We start from the raw sequence: 20,702 nt of genomic DNA, 5'->3' as shown, positions 1-20,702 counted from the left end.
CGGAGTTCTTCTTGTTCCCACGGTTTTGCTAGGCTTTGCCTAGCTTCACACCCTAGGTGGGAACAAAAACCCCTTATGCTCTTCTCACTATTTTTAGTGGAGATCCCAAATTTGGAGGAGGAAATGAAAATGGAGATAAGAGTTCGAAATATGAATCCAATTGCGGTGAAACGAATTGATGAAATTGCAAAGGCAAAAGGACTTTCAAGAGATAAATTCTTACAAGGGAAACTTGAAACATTAGCATTCTATCGTGAACAACAAAATCGTGAATTGTATCTTCAACAGTTGCTAGAAAAAAATATCTATGCGATGGAAAGTTGTTTCGAAGCTGTAAAAGAAATGAATGCCTTTTTACAAATGATGACGCAGGATGATGAGGTATGAGCCAAACAACAAGTCCTTCACAAGCAACGGTGACGCCTGGTGTGGTGACAGTGTCTCGTTTTGTTACGGCAGATGGAAAGACATTTCAGGATTATGTGGAGTACGTTGACCGAGAAGATGCGAAAAGAGAAGGGGAAGCACATCAGAAAATGTTTTCTCTGTATCAGGATTATATGGGAGATTCAAAGAAGACATCTTCCCTCTTCACAGAGCATAGTAACGGTTTAAAGGAAAATGAAAAGAAAGACCTAAAAAAGATGTTTCAGCTCGCTCAAAAAAATAAAAGTATTATGTGGCAAGATGTCATCACTTTTGATAATGACTGGCTCGCTGAACATGGCGTGTACGATCCTAGAACACGTACTGTAGATGAAACAAAATTAATGGATGTCACCCGGTTAGCGATGAAAGAAATGTTAAAAAGAGAGAAGCTAGAACATACAGCAATTTGGTCAGGAGCGATTCACTATAATACGGATAACCTTCACATTCATGTCGCAACTGTTGAGCCATTTCCAACGAGAGAACGAGGGAAGCGAAAACAAAAAACATTAGATGCGATGAAAGGAAAAGTTGTTCAAAATATTATGGATCGTGGTCAGGAACAAAAACAGATTAACGATTTGATTCGAAAGAATATGGTTGCAAAAAAGAAAGAAGATTCCACATTCACATGGCGCAATCGAGAGCTAAAACCATTATTCCAGTTCATTTATAAACGCTTACCAGAAGATAAAAGGCAATGGCAATACAGTTACAATACATTGCGCCCACTCCGTCCTCATCTCGATGCATTAACGAAAAAATATATTGAGAAGCATCATAAAGAAGATTATAAACAGTTTCTTCAAAAGTTAGATAAAGAAGTAGATGTATTAAAGAGAGCATATGGAGAAGGTTCTGGTGATAAGAAACGCTATGAAAATTATAAAGGAAATAAGATAGAAGAGCTTCACAAGCGAATGGGAAATGCGTTTTTACAAGAGATGAAAGCATACGATAAAGAACGACAGCGCATTGATAAAATGTTAGATCGAAAGCCCATTCAGCAAAAGAACTTTCAACAAAATGTTTCGATGCAGTATGCACTTAGGAAAATGGAAGGTGCATTCAAAAGTGAATATGAAAGTTGGAAAAATCAACGTTATTATGAGCGTCTTCAAAGAGAAATCCAACAACAAAATGAGAGGGGATATGAACGATGAAAGAGAACGAAGTAAAGCGGGTATTTACGATTGACGAGGAAACAGATCATTACTTTAGGGCTTATATGGAAGAACATCAAATTCGCTATAACGGTGTAGCACTTGCAAAAATGTGTAGAGATCATGAGCAAGCAAAACAGCAAGAATGGTCGCTTCGATATATTACAGAAGTCGTGACAAAGCACCTTCATGAGGTGTTGAAAGAAGAACTTACAAAAATCCGACTTGGTACGAATAGTGCTGATAAAAATACACAGATGTTAATTGAGTTTATGAATGGCATCTATGAGCATGAACAGTATCAAGGGGTTTGCACAACTGATATTGCAGAAACAGAAGCAACAACGCATATAAGAAAAGTAGTAGAGGATAGAATTGCACATAAAAGACAAAAGAAGATGGATCATCAAGCTTCAAAGGGACAACAACAAGACGTGTTTGTTCCAGTGGAGGAAGTGAATTTATAAAGAAAGGTTGGTGCGTGTAATGGGAAAGTGTGATGTTTGTGGATCATACACAAGAGAAGGAAACTATGGTCAGTCTCGATATATCTGTGAAAATATAAAATGTGAAAGAGCAAATCCTGATTGGGCTTATGAAAGAAGAAATGAAATTTTAAAACCTTTTTTTGAGGAAATGGAGAAATATAGTTCTTTTAGTGAAGGTACGATTGATTTTTATGATACTAGGTGGATTGGAGATGGTTCCGCCGAAATCACATTGAAAGATGGTACTGAATTTATGTGTCACTTAAAAGAAGGTAAATTTAATCCGTTTGACTTTCCTCATTTCGAAGAGATGGAAATCAATATTAGTGAGAATGTAATTAAAGAAATAAAAGAAAATATGCTTAAATTAATTGAGTTGAGAGAAGAAATGAGGGAAGCAATTCAACATAGATAGTGTGACATTTCGATTTTTAATATTGTTTAAACTAACAAAAGAGGAGAAGATAAAATGCTATTGTTTCATGAAGATATTGAACTTGGAATTATAAAATGTATTGGCGAAAGAGAAGTTACTTTTCACGTCGCAAATCAAGAAGTTACAATCCCATTAACAGAAGAGGAAGAACAAGAGTTATTTGATTATATTGAGCTTCCAGAAAACGATTTACTGATTCCCATCAACATGAAAACTCATAAAATATGTGTTCCAACAGACTTAGAAACTTGGAATGAAGAAACGATGGATGAATTAATAGAAGCTTCATCAAAGGGAGCGGAAAACAATGAGTAAAAAGCGTTCCCCTGTTTCATTTGAAGAGAAAAAACAAAAGGTAGTAGCACTAACAAAAAAGATGGAAAAAAGCATAGAAGGTTATTTTCGTTCACCAGAAGATTTAAAAGAATATTTATCATTTATGGCAAAGTTTTATCACTATTCACCATCCAATATTGCATTAATACAGAATCAATTTGAGGGATCCAGAGCCGTGGGTTCCTTTTCTTTTTGGAAAGAAAAAGGATTTTCGGTTAATAAGGGTGAGAAAGGAATACAGATCCTTGTTCCGAACCGAACAACAGCAAAATTTAAAGACAAAAGGGGAACTTGGAAACCTGTTGCAAAAGCGAATGAAGAAGAGAAAAAACAGATTGAATCTAAAAGTATAGAAGTGAAACCAGGTCGTCTATATTTTTCTGTCGGCTATGTATTCGATGTGTCGCAAGTGCGCCCATAAGGCGCTCTAACGATTCGCTATGTAGCAATAGCGTAGAGTAGACCATCAAAGCTCTATCACTACCCAACTTACCCGTTCAGAAGAAATTCTACGGCGACCATAGCATGTTGGGACGTCACTAGTCGGTTAGTTACCAAATCGCAACTGGGTGGCCGGTGAAAGATGATAAATAAGGATGAAGGCTACACTGCTTGAATGACAGTCCAAGGGGGTTTAAACGTCACCCATAACGGAAGGTAGCTACAAACGTTATGTGACTGAAGCTGGTAAAGGTGTTTGGTTACTTTATCACATATGGAAAATACGTTGTTTGTGTGCGTAATTTTCAGATGGTCCACAGTCAATCAACCTCAATAAGAGGAAAAGGGCAAACGTCACATCCGACATTATCATAAGCTCGTCGTTAGAGATGCTAAATGGGGATTACCTAAGTTAAAATGCTAACAATTTTAGCTATGATACAAAATGGTATCTGAATATTTAATAAGGTAACGGAGTTCTCGTAGTAGTCCGAGCTAGGGAAAGCCTAGTACATGGCAAAGGAGAACAGCTTATCTAGTCTAAAAAATACAGGAAAGTGTGGGAGACACGTTGAGAAATCCTAATGTGATTTTAGACAATCTAGCTAGAAAGGCCAAAGATCAAGACTATACCTTTGAAAGGGTATACAGAAATCTTTATAACCCAATGTTTTACATGGCAGCGTACAACAAAATCTATGCAAATCCAGGCAACATGACAAAAGGTGTAGATGGATTCACAATTGATGGAATGAGTTTAAATAGAATCGAAAAAGTCATTGAAAAATTAAAAGATGAAAGCTATCAACCTAATCCCGTGAAAAGAACTTTTATCCCTAAAAAGAGAGGTGGAAGAAGACCGTTAGGTATTCCTTCATTCGATGATAAGTTAGTCCAAGAGGTAGTAAGGAAAATTCTTGAATCGATATTTGAACAACGATTCTCAAAAAATTCACATGGATTTAGACCCCACTTTAGTTGCCATACAGCACTAGTCCAGTGTAAAGAACGATTTAATGGGGTTCGATGGTTCATAGAAGGAGATATAAAAGGTTTTTTTGATAATATAGATCACCACATTTTAATTGGAATTCTTCGTAAGACAATAAAGGATGAAAGATTCATACGTCTAATATGGAAATTTCTAAAGGCGGGCTACGTAGAGAACTGGGCATATCACCGAACCTATAGTGGTACACCTCAAGGTGGAATTATTAGCCCAATCTTAGCAAATATTTATCTTAATGAACTGGATCAATATATTGAAGAGTACAAGAATCAATTTGAAAAAGATACGAAACGTAGAACGACAAAGGCATATATCAAATATCAAAAACGTGCAAGAAGATTCAAAGATAAGTACAAACCTGTTTGGCATCAATTATCTGAAGAAGAAAAGAAACCTCTTATTAAGCAATATAAAAAATTAGAAAAAGATATGTATAAACACCCTTACTTCGACCCTATGGATGAAAATTTCAAACGCCTACAATATGTCCGCTACGCAGATGATTTCATCATTGGAATCATAGGAAGTAAAGAAGATGCAATAAGAGTTAAAAAAGACCTTACGGTCTTTATCTCGCAAAAGCTAAACCTAGAACTATTACAAGAAAAGACATTAATCACACACAGTCATAAGAAAGCTAGGTTTCTAGGCTACGACATTGTAGTTGTACGATCTCAACAGCTAAAGAAGCGAAAAGATGGGGCGAAGACACGAGGAAACAGCTATAAATGTCACCTTTATGTACCTCGCGAGGCTTGGGTGGAAAAACTAAAAGAACTTAGGGCTATTAAATTTTCAAGGGATAATAAATGGAAGCCAATTCATAGAACATATTTAATTAGTTATGATGATCTCGAAATTCTGAGCATTTATAATGCGGAAATTAAAGGACTATATGAATATTACAAACTTGCCAATAATGTAAGCACTTTGCACCATTTTCTATATTTCATGAAGTACAGTATGTTCAAAACATACGCACGAAAATATAGGAAATCAGTTAAACAAATTATTGCTAAGTACAATATAAATGGAAAGTTCGGAGTTAAATATAGGACTAAAAATGGTCAGCAAACGAGACTCTTTTATGATGAAGGTTTCCATAAATTAAAAACAAAAGAAAAATCTTATTTTTTCAATGACAATCAACCTCCTAAATTCTATTTTGATGCAAGAAATAGCTTAATAAAAAAATTAGCATCTTTCAAATGTGGATATTGTGGGATTGAAAACGTTCCTATCGAAATGCATCATGTCCGGAAGTTAAAAGACCTTAAAGGAAAAAAGCGTTGGGAACAACATATGATTGCTCGTAAAAGAAAAACCATTCCATTGTGTATCTCCTGCCATGATAGATTGCACGCAGGAAAGCTAGATTGATAAGTGGAGAGCCGGATACATGGAGACGTGTACGTCCGGTTCGGGGGAGAGCGTTTGGAAACCTGTTCTAGTAATAGAATAAGGCGCTGGGCGCTTATCCTACACGAACGCAAAAGCGGAAGATTTGCCTCATATTTTTCCAAATCGTTGGCTAGAAGGAACTGTGAAAGATTATAAGAGTTTGTACAAAGGTATGGAAGCTATTGCGGAAAAAAACGGTGTGAAAATTATTGAACCGAAACAAGAGCTTGGGGTCGCAAAGGGGGTGAGCTATACCCTAACAAAAGAAGTTGCTTTAAATCCACGAAATAGTGAATTACAGAATGTGAAAACACTTCTTCATGAGCTTGCCCATGCCAAACTTCACACAGCCGAAACACATATGAATTACACGGCACCAGAAAAAGAGTTTCAGGCAGAAATGGCAGCTTATACGGTTTCTTCCTATTTTGGAATTGATACAAGCGAGTATTCGTTAGGATACTTAGCAAACTGGACGCAAGGGAAAGAGTTAAAAGATAAATCCAAATTGCTAAAAGAAGTACATGAAACGTCTGTGGAATTTATTGAAACAATTGAAAGTATTTTAGATAAAGAAATCAATAATAAAAAAGGGAAAGAGGTAGATAGTATGGCAAAAACAGAGTCAGATGGTTTATATGCATCTCCATATCATGAGAAAGCCCATTTGGTTACAATCGAAGTGTTGTATAAAGATGTGCAAGATATGTATGGTGGAAAAATACACATGATGGATGCTTTTACTAAAGAGATTACTGACATACCAATACGGAAGGAAGAAGAACCAAATCAAGAAGGTTTATCTGTATCTTTAACGGAAAAAAACGGTAGTGTAAAAGATGTTCACTTAAATAAAATTTTGCAACCAGATTTATATGAGACAGTCCATAACTCTGTTTTTGATGGGAAAGGAAGTTCGTTTGTTGTACATCAAAAAGATGCACAGATTGATTTAAATGATCTAGTCAAAATAGCAATATATGATAAATGGGTACAAAGAGAAGTAGACTTTGTAGATAAAGCTGAGGATCAAAAAGAGTTAACGTTTAGTGAAAAAGAGGTGGAATTATATAAAGAAATGAAACAGGAAGGATATGCACCAATTGAGTCATTAGAACAAAAATTACAACCACTTCCTCATACGGCTAAACATGTTACAGCTTCGATGGAGAAAGAATTAAGTGAAAAATATGAAGCGTTTAAACGTGCTCAATCTAATGAAACAGTGAACGATATTGATAGTATTATAAGCCGTGTACAGGTGGAAGAACGTTATTTTGCAACGAAAAATGTAGCAATTGATAATGAACTCATTACCCAAGAATCCGTTAATCAATTAGAAAGTAAAGTTCAAGAAAAGTTGAACAAAGAAGGAGTTACAGTTACGAAGCAAACCGAATCGAAAGTGGCTGATCGGGAAAAACAGTTTGAACCATTCTCGAACTTTGCACAATTCCAAAATGTAACGAAGAAAAAGAAACAAGAAGTGGAACTGGAACGGTAAATGATTTGCTTGCACAACTGAATGAAGAAAAACTGTCATCACTTATCGTTCAAAATGGAAAGTGATTTTTTTATTTAAAGGAGGAATGGAAAATGAATATAAAAGAACAAGTCAAACAAGAAGAGGTAAAAGAGGCATTGTACAAATATGCATTAAAAACAGCTGGTAAACCAATAGAAAGATTTCCTGAAGGAAATATGCATGAGAAACAACGAGGGGTGGAACCAGGTATTACTCGCATTGCGATTCCCTCTGTGACAAGCGCAATGGACTGGGGGCAAGGAGATATTACAATTGATGTTCATCATGATACCGGGAAAGTGAGAGTATATGAACAAGAAATAGATGGTGAAAATTGGTCGAAATCTTCTCTTCGACTTACAGGAGAGAAGCAGTTGTCTGATGTGGTAAAAAATTTGATAAAACAAAGAGCTATCGAACGGCAAAGAATGGACGAAACAGCCAATCAAAAGATGGAATATCAAGTTGAACAGTCTTCACAGCCTCAAGAGCCATTAATTGAAAAAAATCAAGCGGTGCTGATACCTAAAGAAATCCCCAAAGAGGCTTATAAAGAGTCATATAAGGAACAAGTTTTAGAAGAGATTGCTCCTTCTCAAGAAGAGAACGAGTATAAACAACAGTATAAGGCAGAAGTGTTGGCGATGCTTGGAAGGGAGACAGAAAAAGAACCTCATTCTAACAGGCAGGCATCTAAAGAAAAGTCAAACGAGAAACAACCAGTACAACAAGAAGAAAGGTATACGAAAAGTCGGGAAGAACGTGTTAAAGAAATGAAAGAGTTTGAGAAGACGCATTCATATCCTGAAGTATATCGGTTGAAAAAGGAAGCTCTTCAGGAGTTAAAAGGAATGAATCTAACAGATTCCCAGCGGGAAAAGTTGTCCAGCATTGAAAAAGCCTTAGATCAAGAAAAACAAGAATATGATAAAAATAGTAAAAAAGAATCGAGCCAGGAGAAAGAACCAAAAAGTCAAAATAAATTCGCACAACTTTTTCATCAGTTTAAAAACGTAAAAAAGAAAGAGCAGCCAAAAGAAGCGGAAATGGAACATTCTAGATAGATATAGGTTGAGGAGAGTACTGTGAAACAGTGCTCTTCTTCTTTTTAAAAGCGAAAGGAGAGAAAAGGATGGTAAATATCGTTGAAATTGTAGACATCGATTATACGGGTGTATGGGCGGAAACGAAAAATGCAGAAGAATTGATTTTTATTTCGTTCCCAAAAGAAAAAATTCAAATTGTACGCGAAATATTGTCAGAGAAAAAACAAATGTATGTCTTTCTACAGAAAGATTGGGAATGGAGAAAGATGTCATGAACCCATGGTTATTTGCTAGCTGTATGTTACTTGTGACCGTGGCAATGAACATTTGTATATGGGCAGTACAATGTGCAATAAAACGGTTCAAAGTACGAAGAATGAAGCGTCAAAATTAAAAGTTTTACATATTATGAGGAGGAATGAATGGTGGGAAAAACATTATTTATTGCGGAAAAGCCAAAAGTTGCATACGAATTATTGAAATCACCACGATTTCGAAATGCAAAGAAGCATATGGGAAGTAAGCCATACTTTGGTTACTTTGAAAATCAAAAATATATTATTAGTTGGTGTTCTGGTCATTTATTAGAGCTGAAGAATCCAGAAGAAATAGATGAGAAGTACAAAGAATTTCAGTTTGCACATTTACCGATTTTAGTAGAGCCAGAATACAAAGTAAAACCGGATTACATCGAACAAATCAATATATTAGTAGAATTGTTGCAACGTCAGGATGTAGATCATGTGGTCAACGCTTGTGATGGAGACCGTGAAGGCGAGTTGATTTATCGTGAAATGTATGAATATGCGGGCGTAAATAAACGACAATCTCGCCTCTGGCTTGCTTCGTATGAGCCAGCCGAATTAGAGGCAGGATTAAACCGGTTAGAGCCAGGAGAACATTATGACGGGCTTGCAAACTCCGCAAAAGCAAGGCAATACCTAGATTATCTTCTTGGAATCAATGTGACGAGAGGATGTACAACGAAACTTGCTAAAAATCAATTCTTATTGGCAACGGGGCGTGTGCAAATGTGCATGTTACATGAGATTTGGCAACGTGAGGTAGCCATAGAAAATTATAAGGAACAGACCTACTATAATCTAAAACTCATCACAGAGAATGGATTAGAAGCTGTTATGAAAACAGAAGACCAGTTATTAGATTCAGCTCCTTTACAAAAGCTTGGGACAAAACTAGTCGGTACAGCGTTAACCGTAACGGAGTTTAAAGAGAATACCAGAAAAAAGAAACCAAAATTGTTATATAACCTGACGGATTTGTATAAAGAGGCGCATTCGAAATTGAAAGTGAGTGCAGAGACCGCAAAAAAACATATTCAGAGTTTATATGAAGAAGGCTGGATTTCGTATCCTCGTTCATCGTCCAGGCATTTGCCAACGGAAAAGGTAGGCAGAGTACAAGAAGTATTCCAAGCCTTGCAGTGTACCAATTATGCGGATCTGGTACGGATGGTAGATGCATCTACCATTACAGAAAAACATGCCACATTTAACGACGAGCTGGTAGATAGTCACTTTGCCATCATCCCGACTACAAAACCATATAACGGGACCAATAGAAAACCATTAGAAATTCAATTATATGACCTCATTGTGAAACGATTTATTGGGAATTTTATGCCACCGGCTATTTATTTGGTACGTGAGGCACAGTTTATAGATCGAGAGGAAAACATATACAGTACAAAAGAGAAAGTTCTTCAAGAGAAGGGATTTTTAAGCGTATTTCATGAGGACATGGAAGAAGGTTCTGTGGAAAGCTTTCAAATCCCTTTTTTATATGAGGGAGACTCGTTCCAAATCGTAAAACATGACTTAATGCAGTCGAAAACAAAGAAACCAGCATTTCATACTGAAAGCTCCATTCTAACGTTTATGGAGACCGCCGGTCGTAAATTAGATGATGACCATTTAAAAGAGCTAATGAAAGGAAAACGTATTGGGACGGTTGCGACAGAGGAGACCTTTATTCCAAAACTCGCAACGAGAAATTACATCACAGTTACCAATGGCCAAATTCGTACTACGAAAATTGGTCGTGCATTTGTAGAAAAATTTCCGATAGATGAAATCAAAAATCCAGCTTATACGGCTGAAATGGAAGGGATGATTCATATGATCGAAAAGAAGGAAATGCAATACGGTGAATTTGTGGAAAATACGAATACATTTGTAAAAGAAACCGTTGCAAAACTTGGAGAAACAGAAGAAAAAGTAGCGGATGAAATGATTTTGAATTGGAATCAACAAATTGAAGTATGCCGTTGCCCATGTAAAAAGGGGAAAATCCTTCATAAGGGCAACTTCTATGGATGTAGTAATTATCCAGAATGTGAGATCCGTATACCGAAGAAAATTAAAGAGAAATCGATTCCTGAAGCACAAGTAAAAAAGCTGTTTGAAAGTAAGAAAACGGATCTGTTAAAAGGCTTTAAATCCGGTGAGAAAGAGTTTTCAGCGTATTTAGTATTCCGAGAAGGCAAAGTACAGTTCCAGTTTCCAACGACAGAAGAGCTGTCTCTTGGGAAGTGTCCAGACTGTAAGAAAGGGGACATTCTTCATCGAAAAACATTTTTTGGGTGCACAGAATATAAAAATGGTTGTAAGTTCATGCTGCCAGCAAAAATCAAAGAAAAAGCGATTCCCCCTTCTCAACTAAAAAAGATTTTGACGGGGCAATGTTCAGACTTCATTCAAGGATTTAAAGGAGAAAAGGGTGAATTTACAGCGGCACTATACTTGGATAAGGAGGGGCTAAAGTTTCGTTTTCCAACAATGGAAGATCGTACACTAGGGAAATGTCCGCTATGCAAGAGCCGAGTAATTGTAGGTAAATCAAATTACTTATGCGAGCAATATAAAAAGACTTGTGAATTCATTATTCCAGGGATCGTGTCTGGAAAGAAAATTAGTAGTAACAATGTGATCAAAATATTAGAAAAGAATATGACCGATCAAATCAAAGGGTTTGAGTCCAAAAATAATGGGAAGAAATTTGACGCTCGGTTATCCTACAGTACACAAGAGAAACGATTAAAATTCTTATTTGGCAAATAAAAATGAGAGGGTGTGAACGCATTATGAATTTTATAAGAGAAATGAAAGAATTTAATATAAACCTTCAATCAAGTTGTGATCCGTTAGAAATTTTGTTTTTTGAAGAAAAAACATTGCAGGGAAGAGTTTTTCATGACTATAGATATTATCGTTTTTTTTCTAGCTTATTCACAATAGAAACCCTTGCACATTATTTAGAGGGTGAAATGGAGTTTCAAGATATTTTGGAAGAAAGAGAAAAACCTGAAGAGAATTTGCCACATTTGGATGAACTTTTACTCAAATTGGAACCTAGATTGGAGCATATAAGAGCAAAAAAAAGACCCATGTTAGATCTTAAACAAACGATTATTATGAATGCACTGTTACAATCAGATTCTGTGTATATTCCCATCGTTTGTTTTGGAAGATCCATACACAAATATAAACTATTGACTTTGTTATCGATTGTTGACTGGTCATGTGATGTTATGCATTCATATGGTTCAGGTTGCTGTGATACAACGGTGTTGATCGACCTAGACAAGGAGTTTCACACGTCTGAATTCGAGATTATGCTACCCTTGCAAGAAATGAAGCATTTAATTTGTAAATTAGAAGAAAACAAGCTATTCAAATACTCGTCGACTGATGAAGATAATGTGGTGGATTGGATTCATTTTACTGAAAATTATTATATAGAAAAAAATCAAAAGGTAATGAAACTGATGAATGAAAAGCTATGCTGTTATACGGTTACTAAAAACCCATTTGATATTTTCACAGAGCCAAAGGACAAAAATATAGGGAATATGATACCGATAGGAGAGAACTGATACAAACAGTTCTCTTTTTTTATTCTTGAAACCATTCACAACAAGGGGAGGTGCCAACATGACATATCGACTGGCAGAGGAGGAAGTCATGAAAGCAAAAGATGTGGATTTGTTGTCGTATTTAGAGGCCAAAGGAGAAAAATTTCAAAAAGAGGGAAACTATTACCGACATACGGAGCATGATAGCCTTATTATTCGAGATAATATGTTTGCGTGGAATAGTCGAGGAGAGAAAGGATATGGAGCAATTAGTTTTGCGAAAATGTATTATGGTATGTCTTTTCAAGAAGCTGTCCGTGATGTGAATCTTGGTGATTATCCAACCTTTACATCATCTAAGGAAGAAGAGCCAAAACAAGATGGGCCATTTCGTTATCCAGGTCATTTGGAAGTCCAGGATAAACAAGCGATTAAGCAATATTTAACTCAGGAGCGGAAAATTGATTCCCGATTAGTCAATTGGTTGATTGGGCAGGATCTCGTTGCACAAGATAAAAAGAAGAATGTCGTGTTTAAATGGCGAGAACAAGGTGGAACAGGAGATATAGTAGGCGCAGAACGTCAAGGGACAGTTAAGATGGAAAATAAACGAGGTTCTTTCAAGCAAATTTTGCCGAATGGAAAACCACATACAGGATTTATGGTGGATGTTGGGAAACCAACATCCATTTATTATTTCGAGAGCCCGATTGATCTTCTTTCCTATTGGACGTTACAACAAAACCGTCTTCAAAATGCAAGGCTGATTAGTATGAATGGTTTAAAGATGAAGACTGTTTTACGTACATTTAAAGAGACAAAAGATGAAGGATTTCCCGTGAATCGAATTGTCCTCGCAGTAGATAATGATAAAGCGGGGAAAGAATTTACGGAAAAGATAGGAGCTTTAACGATTACACCACGTGTCCAAATGCATCTTCCATCACAGGAGAAAGATTGGAATGATGCACTGAAGGCAGTCATACAATCAACTGAAAAACAGCAACAGCTTTATAAACAAACGCAACCGCAGCAAAAGAAACTAACACCAAAAAAGGAGATGGAGCGAAGTGTCTAATACATTACCAATATCAGGTGTATTACAGCTTTTTTTGTATGGAATGGGTCTTTATATTATCTTTCATATCTTAAAATGGAGTGTTGGAAAAATACGTGAAATTCGAATTCTGAAGAGGATGGCGAAGTCGGGGATTCGTTACATTGACAAAATGGATGGATTTCAATTTGAAGTATATCTAAAGGCTCTTTTTCGAGAACTTGGATATCGTCCAGAAGTCACCAAACGCTCTTGTGATTACGGTGTAGACGTCATATTAAAAGGGAGAAATCGTATTGTAATCCAGGCGAAACGATATGGGATAAAGAATCGAGTTGGGATTCGGGCTGTACAAGAAGTATATGCAGGAAAAGCATACTACAAGGCTGACGAGGCATGGATCGTAACCAATAGTGTATTTACAAAACAAGCTGAAGAATTAGCAAAAGCATGCCAGGTGAAACTTATTGATCGTTTTGAGCTTCAGAATTTGATTACCAAAGTGAATCCAGAACAAAAAGCGAAAGATGTGTATCAGCAAGTCAATCCAGCAGAACGGAAATGTCCGGTTTGTAAAAATCAATTAGTCATTCGATATTCAAAGAAAAATGATAATAAGTTTTTTGGTTGTTCCCAATTTCCATCTTGTACACATACGGAAGCGGTCAATAAATGAGTTGAAAGCACTTTATTCAGCTCATTTTTAATTTTATTCAAAAAAAGAAGTTCTTATAAAAAAACGGCTTCTCAGATTCCTTTGTAACGGATTTTATCATTACCTCTAACGCAATAGGTATCCGTTAAATTAAAATCTTATTTGAAGAGATTTATGGACCTCAAATGATGTTTTAAAGTATTTCTTGTTAATTTATATAAATTTGCACGTATTCTCCCGTTATTAAAAATAAAAATTCAGAAAATTTAACATATAGACCTTGCAAGGCCGTGAAAAGAGAGTTGCAATGACCTTATAAGAGCGTATTTGATAAGGAGTGATTACAATGAAAAAGAGGTCAGTTGAAGTAATCGAAGACGTAAGACATTTCCTTACAAAAGGTCAAATTGGTTTCGATCTTAGCAATTTTAAGTATTATCAAATGTTTTGCAAGGCATTAGAAGCAACAGGGACACCGTATCATTTGCAGGTCAATGAGTTAGAAAAAAATATGATAGTAATCAAAATGATGTAAAGAAAAGACCTGTGGTGTGATGTCAAGTAATGATTCTAGTAATTTAAACACTTAATTTGTTATTTCAGCTTAAAAAAGGCAATACGAAACTAGACCATTAATGATTTGTAAATTAATGGAATATAGAAGGAGGAAGAATGTCAGTAGACATCATCTATCAACGCTCCTTCCGGGCGTGTAAATTTGGTTGTTGCGTAGTAGCGCATCCACCAAACGAACAAATTTTCTTGCGGTTAATGCGAGGGCTCGTTTGTGCTTATGCTTAGGTACTTCGGCAGATTTTTTCGCATAATAGTCACGATATTCAGGGACATGACGCCTTACAGAGTTGGCGGCTTCAACTAAGTAATAACGTAGATACTGATTCCCTGATCGTGTTAATGACGTGTTTTCTGCAGTAAAGCGACCAGACTGATATTTCTTCCAGAATAGACCTGCGTATTTGGCAATTCGTGTTTCATCGGTAAAGCGTTCAATTTGACCAATTTCAGCCACAATACCGGCTGCGAATACAGGACCTATACCTGGAATGCTTTCAAGCGTTTGAGGTAGCGATGACATCAAACTTTCTATACCTTTCTCAATCTCTTTAATTTGAGCTTGATACGTGCGCATAATCTGGATGGAGGTGCTTAGTAGAAGGTCAATAGAATCTTCTACCACTTTACTTAAACGATAGGATCCTCTGACAGCTTTTTGAATAGATTTTGCTATTTCTTCTGGATTACCAAAACGATTTTTTCCTTTTTCCTGAAGAAAAAGAGCGAGATCTTGTAAGGGCATTTGAGCGAGTTCTTCTAAGCTGAATCGTTCTAAGAATAATTCCATCATGGCATTTCCGAAGACAGAGGACCCAACGTCTTGTGTAAATTGACTACACTTTAATCCTAAGTGTTGAAGAAAATGTTGTTTTTCTTTTGTTAAGGCATGTACGAGTTGATAACGAGAACGAGTTAACTGTTGTAAGGCAATGTATTGCTCTTCCTTCACAATCGACATCGTATGACGTCCAAAACGAACATAGTCTGCAATGACAAATGCATCAATGGCATCTGTTTTATCCATCTCTGGATAACTTTTCTTAAAGTTTGCAATTTGTTTTGGATTAATCATAAACACTTGAGAACCGTAGGTTCTTAGCTCCTTATCATTGTGAAGAAACATAGCTGGATGGTAGCTATAAATCGACGTAGATTCTAAGCCAATCTTAATCACTTCACAGGTTAATTTGGAAGCTGTGTTCAGAATTTTTTCTTTTAATATTATGGCTCCAGGTAAGTCATTTGTAATGGTGAACGATTCTAATCGATCACCTTCACCATTTAAAAAACAAACTTTTGCATCTTGAGAGCTCACATCTAAACCAACAAATAGTTTCATGAGAGAGTTCCTCCTTTCTTTTAGAATCATTGGAAAATCTCTTTCTTGGACGTCTGGGGATATCCCTAGTGTGAACGCTGACCAACATCCTCGTGTATAAGAATTTACCCTTGCTTCAAAAGCCGCCCTAGCGCTACTAACAGCTAGGTTTGAATCAAGGAGAACAGCCTGTGAGTAGGAAGAATAAAGCGAACACTGGGAAACAGTCTTTTAATGTAGTTAAAGCCTACAGGGAGAGGGAGAATTGTCCCAAATGATCCTTACTTTCATTATCTAGGAATATCCTCGGACGTCCAAGAGAACATTGTGTTAAATCGTCGCTTGAAAGAGTAACTAAAAAATAATATACGAGGGAGAGATTTCATGAAATCAACAGGAGTAACTCGAAAATTAGATCCATTAGGACGTATAGTTATACCAATGGAGTTAAGGCGCACGTTGGAAATTGAAGAAAAGACACCATTAGAGATTTATGTAGAAGGTGAAAAGATTATCTTGAAAAAATATGAAGCGCATGGTGCTTGTGCAATAACAGGTGAAGTATCTGATGAAAATATTACTTTAGCAGACGGAAAGATTACGCTAAGTCTAGCAGGTGCAGAGATTATAATAGAGCAATTACAGAAGAATCTTGTAAAATAATTGGCTCCTTTTAGAGGGGCTTTTTTAAGATATCTCTATATAATTTCACGTACCGTATTTTTAATAAATAAATTAAGATACTTCATCAAGGGATTCTTTCCCTGTTTTGAATTCTGTGTGCTACGATAGTTCTATATTCTCGTTTTAACAGTAATAGGGGTAGCGCCACATTGCTATCAAGCTAATTTTCCAAAGTACCCTCTAAACGAAAAATTTGTGTTTGTTATAAAACCGACATTCATTTTTATCGTTTTGGGGAACAACTAATTTTTTTAGTTAATGGACACATGGTAGGTGCCAAGCTGAACGTTGATTTTTAACCATTAATACTGGTCTTGCTATATTTTCTCATAAATTAACACATATACAACATCTACTCCCTTTATATCTATCTATACCTTTTGCTATTGGTGTGTAGTACAGAAATAATAGTGTTGTTTAATTTTGTTCTCCAAAAGACAATAACCTCCTACCTGTTGATTTGGTAGGAGGTTATTAAAGTTATTTAAAACTCAATCTGATAAGTTTAAATTAAGATGATAATTCCTTTAATGTATCATGTAATTTAAACTTTCTAATTTGATATGCAGCAATTAACCCTGCACATGTTCCCAATAATATACTAACTATGACCAAAGATAATATTTGTAGGTAAGGAATATCTACTATCTTTAAATCCAAACTAGGTAACACAATATAACTAAATATAATTCCACCAAACGCTGCAATAATGCTTGCTATTACTCCTAAAAAAGTACCTTCTAACCAAATAATTTTTTTCATTTGTCCGGGAATTGCACCAACAGCTCGAATCATACTTATTTCAGCACGACGTTCATATATACTTGCTATAATTGCATTCATTAAACCAATACCAGAAATTACAAAAATAATACCAACTAATAACTGAATCAATAGTAACATTTGATTTAACAATGTTAGCTGTTCCTTTAATAAATCTGTACTATTAATAAGTTCTATATTAGTTCCATTCTTCATAACTTGGTTAACCTTCTGTTGTATTTCATTAATATTCTTATGAGAATCTACCATTATTTCTATAGATTCATAACCTTTTATTTGGAAGTTCTTTTTTGCCCATTCCTCATTAACAAATACTCCCATTGTATTCATTTGTAAACTTTGTTCTAATATCGATGTAATTTTAATAAACTGTGGCTCATGACCTGTTGATTGCACTTTGATTTTGTCATTTATTTTTATCCCTAAATAATCAGCTGTTTTCTTTGAAAGAATTCCTTCGCCCTCTTTTAGAGGTTCTTCTAAACTTCGCCCTGATGCTACTTTAATTTTTTTTATCTCATTAAATGCAGCTAAATCTATTCCAGAAACCTCCATAATATTTGGGCTAACATCATTCTTACGCACGAATTCGTACCATTCAGGATCAGCCTTTTTGAAATCATAATCAATTAATTCAGATTTGGTATCTGTTGCAATAGCTGCTGTATTTTGTACACCTTTAATTTGCTTTATTTTTTCTAACCATTCAAAAGGAATATGTTCATTTGCTCGACCTAACATTGGTACTCGAATAGATAAATCGGCTGGCATGCTTTTCTTTATCCCTTGCCTCATACCTTCCTGCATTGAATTCATATACATACTTCCCACCAACGCTAACATAAATCCAAAAGATAATATTGCAACTGAAATCGCTGCTTTTTGTCTATTACGTATCACGTTTCGACTACTTATGGAAGTTTCTATACGAAAGACGCGCTGGAAAGGTTTAGTGATTATTGGTGTAATAACTCTAATGATGAACGGTATAGCAAACAATAAACCTATTACAAATAAAAATGCTCCTATAGGTCCAATATTTACTTTAATTAACTTCTCTAAGAAAGTTGCACAAGTTCCAATGCCAATACCAACTATCGCTACAAAGAAACTAATTATACTTATTTTCTTTTCCTTTTTATTTACAGACAAAATCACAGGTCTAAAAGCTTCTACAGGTGGAATTTTTCTTATAGACATCGCTGGAATAATAGACCCTATAATAGACATCATAATTCCTACAATAAAAGTTGAAATTAATAGGCCCCATGAGATTATAAAAGTCTCACTATCAACAGTTGCCCCTCCTATCCACCTATTAATCAATCCCGATACTAAACGATAAAATAAAGTACCCATTGTAACTCCTATTAAGGAACCTATACTACCAATTATTAAAGACTCAAGTAGGACTACACCTATTATTTGAACAGATCCACTTCCAAGGGCACGTAATAAGGCCCATTGTTTAAGACGATCACGTACAGATAAGAAAAAGCTTCCCATGACTAAAAGAGCCACAACAAATAGGGCAACTCCACCTAGTCCCCAAATTAAAGGTTTCATTACATTTAAGCGTTCAAATGCTTTATCAATATATAAACGTTGATCAATTTTCACGCCATTTAACACGCTTTTTATTTCCGAAACTAAAAGGGCTTTTTCATTAGCATTAGCCGCTTTTATTTGCACTAAATTATATTTATTTTTCAAATTCAATTCATTTTGTAGCCACTGAATAGGAAAGAATGCAGTTTGCTTCATTGCAGACATTGTTGGTGGATTAATAATACCAACTACTGTTACTGTTTTTTTATTAAAAGGTGGAAAAGGCATTTCAATTTTTTCACCTAATTTAATCCCATTTTTCTCTACATAGGATTTTGTAATCGCAACTTCTGCTCCTTTCTCTGGATATCTCCCTTGATCAATCTTATAAGCACGGATTTCAGGTGAATTTGGTTCGACTCCCCAATACGCCGGTTGGTTTAAAATTTCCGGTTTATTAGGTATTACATATGGTATTAATACCTTTGATACAGTTTTAAGGTTTTTAATATTTTTTATTTGATCTACTTCTTTGTCATCTAAATATTGATCATTTTTCATATAACCGAATTGCAAATTGTAGTCACCGTAATTGTTCTTAACTTGCTGTTTTACTGTTTCTTCGACAGAATTATTTCCTAGTAACAACATTGTGGCTAACATAACACCTAAAGCTGTACCAAGGGCAATAAGTGATGTTCTTAATCGGTTTTCCTTAATTGATTTTATAGCATATTTGAAAATCCACATTTTCAAAACCTCCCATTCTATTGAAAGTGTGTGTTCATTATTTCTTGAATACGCTTAACTTTCTCTGAAATCTTTTCGTTAGTTTCCTCGTATTCATGAATTATTAAACCATCCAATAGAAAAACAACCCTGTCCGCATGAGCTGCTACAAAAGGATCATGTGTTACTACAACTGCCGTTTGATTTAAGTCATCACAAGCATTCCTAAGTACAGTAATTATATTTTTACTATTTTCAGAATCTAATGCTCCTGTCGGTTCATCTGCTAATATAATTTCAGGATCATTAGCAAAAGCTCTAGCAATCGCTACTCGTTGTTGTTGACCTCCAGAAAGTTGAGAAGGAAGATTTTCCTCCTTGCCTTCTAAACCAACAATTTTCAAAAGTTTTTTTGCTTGATTTGTGGCTTTTTGTTGTTCGACATTATCCAATAATAAAGGAAGGGTAACATTTTCTTCCGCATTAAAAATAGGTATTAAGTTAAACTGCTGAAAAATGAATCCTATTTTCCTTCTTCGGAATAGTGCCAATTCTTTTTCATTCATCATTGAGATTTCTGTATCCCCTATTTTAACTTCTCCTTTTGTCGTTTGATCTATCCCCCCAAGTAATTGCAACAAAGTAGTTTTACCTGAGCCACTCGCACCCATGATACATAGGAATTCTCCTTGCTTTACTTCAAGATTTACCCCTTTCAGGATGTTTATCATTTTCTTTTCAATGAAAAATGATTTCTCTAAATTCTTAACTTCTATAATCCCCATAAATGTCTCCCTATATTAGTATTTATAAAACAACAGGTATCTATTACTTTCTTCTTAATGAAAAAGTAATAGATACCTGTTGTTTTATAGTATATTAAGGTTTAATTAGCACTCTACTTATTCACCTGGTGTACTATCTTTGCAAATACCACCAACTACAGTGTAGGAGTAGTTATTTAACCAAACTTCAAAACCACAGCCTTTTACTACGTCAAAAGCATTTCTGAATTCGTCAATTGTTAGGAAATAATATTTTTCGCAAATAATTGTTCTAATTACTTTTTTAGTTGAAATTACATATTTTATACCATAATATTCCTTATGATATAATACTATTAAAATATATTCAATAATATTTTTGTATTTTTTGACAATTTTCTACACCTTTTATATTTCTTATACCTTTGATCCTGCCGTAT

At 35.3% G+C, this 20,702-nt stretch carries 18 protein-coding genes and 2 pseudogenes; 17 read left to right on the top strand and 3 right to left on the bottom strand.

The genetic code is table 11. The annotated features are described in order from the left end of the window. Nucleotides 1-129 precede the first annotated feature (129 nt). The 16 genes and pseudogenes from MHH71_RS27500 to MHH71_RS27425 all read left to right on the top strand — a co-directional run bounded on the left by MHH71_RS27500 (nucleotide 130) and on the right by MHH71_RS27425 (nucleotide 14,395). Nucleotides 130-387: a hypothetical protein gene (locus MHH71_RS27500; protein WP_033799480.1), complete on the top strand. Its 258-nt coding sequence runs from the start codon at nucleotides 130-132 to the stop codon at nucleotides 385-387. Further along, complete coding sequence (gene mobP2, locus MHH71_RS27495; RefSeq protein ID WP_340725663.1) at nucleotides 384-1,592, top strand: MobP2 family relaxase; 1,209 nt, start codon at nucleotides 384-386, stop codon at nucleotides 1,590-1,592. The genes MHH71_RS27500 and mobP2 overlap by 4 nt, the downstream gene beginning before the upstream one ends. Beyond that, on the top strand, nucleotides 1,589-2,059 hold the full coding sequence (locus tag MHH71_RS27490; RefSeq protein WP_033799313.1) for a hypothetical protein: 471 nt from the start codon (nucleotides 1,589-1,591) through the stop codon (nucleotides 2,057-2,059). The genes mobP2 and MHH71_RS27490 overlap by 4 nt, the downstream gene beginning before the upstream one ends. Before the next feature lie 19 nt (nucleotides 2,060-2,078). Next, nucleotides 2,079-2,495, top strand: a complete 417-nt coding sequence (locus MHH71_RS27485; protein WP_006096895.1) for a hypothetical protein — start codon at nucleotides 2,079-2,081, stop codon at nucleotides 2,493-2,495. 54 nt (nucleotides 2,496-2,549) lie between these two features. Beyond that, on the top strand, nucleotides 2,550-2,831 hold the full coding sequence (locus MHH71_RS27480) for a hypothetical protein (protein ID WP_340725662.1): 282 nt from the start codon (nucleotides 2,550-2,552) through the stop codon (nucleotides 2,829-2,831). Then, nucleotides 2,824-3,261, top strand: a pseudogene (locus MHH71_RS27475) (ArdC family protein); the annotation flags it as partial. The gene MHH71_RS27480 and the pseudogene MHH71_RS27475, both read left to right, overlap by 8 nt. A gap of 603 nt (nucleotides 3,262-3,864) precedes the next feature. Then, a complete protein-coding gene (locus MHH71_RS27470) occupies nucleotides 3,865-5,682 on the top strand; it encodes a reverse transcriptase domain-containing protein (RefSeq protein ID WP_033799744.1) in 1,818 nt (605 codons plus the stop codon). 94 nt (nucleotides 5,683-5,776) lie between these two features. After that, a pseudogene (locus MHH71_RS27465) lies at nucleotides 5,777-7,207 on the top strand (ImmA/IrrE family metallo-endopeptidase); the annotation flags it as partial. Between the two features lie 92 nt (nucleotides 7,208-7,299). After that, on the top strand, nucleotides 7,300-8,292 hold the full coding sequence (locus MHH71_RS27460; RefSeq protein ID WP_078212207.1) for a hypothetical protein: 993 nt from the start codon (nucleotides 7,300-7,302) through the stop codon (nucleotides 8,290-8,292). A gap of 68 nt (nucleotides 8,293-8,360) precedes the next feature. Next, nucleotides 8,361-8,549, top strand: a complete 189-nt coding sequence (locus tag MHH71_RS27455) for a hypothetical protein (protein WP_006097678.1) — start codon at nucleotides 8,361-8,363, stop codon at nucleotides 8,547-8,549. Beyond that, a complete protein-coding gene (locus MHH71_RS27450) occupies nucleotides 8,546-8,668 on the top strand; it encodes a hypothetical protein (protein ID WP_257143725.1) in 123 nt (40 codons plus the stop codon). Before MHH71_RS27455 ends, MHH71_RS27450 begins: the two co-directional genes overlap by 4 nt. Before the next feature lie 31 nt (nucleotides 8,669-8,699). Beyond that, on the top strand, nucleotides 8,700-11,354 hold the full coding sequence (locus MHH71_RS27445; protein ID WP_340725661.1) for a type IA DNA topoisomerase: 2,655 nt from the start codon (nucleotides 8,700-8,702) through the stop codon (nucleotides 11,352-11,354). Nucleotides 11,355-11,377: 23 nt separating this feature from the next. After that, a complete protein-coding gene (locus MHH71_RS27440) occupies nucleotides 11,378-12,169 on the top strand; it encodes a hypothetical protein (RefSeq protein ID WP_244268565.1) in 792 nt (263 codons plus the stop codon). 58 nt (nucleotides 12,170-12,227) lie between these two features. Continuing rightward, nucleotides 12,228-13,226 carry a DUF3991 and toprim domain-containing protein gene (locus MHH71_RS27435; RefSeq protein ID WP_033799478.1) on the top strand — a complete coding sequence of 333 codons (999 nt, stop codon included), beginning with the start codon at nucleotides 12,228-12,230 and terminating at the stop codon, nucleotides 13,224-13,226. Further along, nucleotides 13,219-13,881, top strand: coding sequence for a restriction endonuclease (locus MHH71_RS27430; RefSeq protein ID WP_033799477.1), 663 nt, complete (start codon nucleotides 13,219-13,221; stop codon nucleotides 13,879-13,881). The genes MHH71_RS27435 and MHH71_RS27430 overlap by 8 nt, the downstream gene beginning before the upstream one ends. A gap of 325 nt (nucleotides 13,882-14,206) precedes the next feature. Beyond that, the gene (locus tag MHH71_RS27425) at nucleotides 14,207-14,395 is read left to right on the top strand and encodes a hypothetical protein (RefSeq protein WP_050774425.1); all 189 of its coding nucleotides are present in this window, start codon (nucleotides 14,207-14,209) and stop codon (nucleotides 14,393-14,395) included. A gap of 150 nt (nucleotides 14,396-14,545) precedes the next feature. Here MHH71_RS27425 and MHH71_RS27420 read toward each other — a convergent pair whose 3' ends face one another. Further along, nucleotides 14,546-15,775 (bottom strand): IS110 family transposase, encoded by a 1,230-nt coding sequence (locus MHH71_RS27420; RefSeq protein WP_098019289.1) that lies wholly within the window; start codon nucleotides 15,773-15,775, stop codon nucleotides 14,546-14,548. Nucleotides 15,776-16,138: 363 nt separating this feature from the next. Between MHH71_RS27420 and MHH71_RS27415 the strand changes: the two genes are divergently transcribed. After that, the gene (locus MHH71_RS27415) at nucleotides 16,139-16,417 is read left to right on the top strand and encodes an AbrB/MazE/SpoVT family DNA-binding domain-containing protein (RefSeq protein WP_078212195.1); all 279 of its coding nucleotides are present in this window, start codon (nucleotides 16,139-16,141) and stop codon (nucleotides 16,415-16,417) included. A gap of 531 nt (nucleotides 16,418-16,948) precedes the next feature. On the opposite strand, the gene MHH71_RS27410 is transcribed toward MHH71_RS27415, so the two are convergent. Next, nucleotides 16,949-19,519 (bottom strand): ABC transporter permease, encoded by a 2,571-nt coding sequence (locus MHH71_RS27410; RefSeq protein ID WP_006097675.1) that lies wholly within the window; start codon nucleotides 19,517-19,519, stop codon nucleotides 16,949-16,951. Nucleotides 19,520-19,536: 17 nt separating this feature from the next. After that, nucleotides 19,537-20,283, bottom strand: a complete 747-nt coding sequence (locus MHH71_RS27405) for an ABC transporter ATP-binding protein (RefSeq protein WP_002130391.1) — start codon at nucleotides 20,281-20,283, stop codon at nucleotides 19,537-19,539. Nucleotides 20,284-20,702: the final 419 nt, after the last annotated feature.

Origin of the sequence: Bacillus sp. FSL H8-0534, assembly GCF_038005885.1 — a bacterium.
In the GTDB taxonomy this organism is placed as follows: domain Bacteria; phylum Bacillota; class Bacilli; order Bacillales; family Bacillaceae_G; genus Bacillus_A; species Bacillus_A pseudomycoides.
The sequence above is the reverse complement of the archived record's forward strand: the minus strand, read 5'-3'. Positions and strand labels throughout refer to the sequence as shown.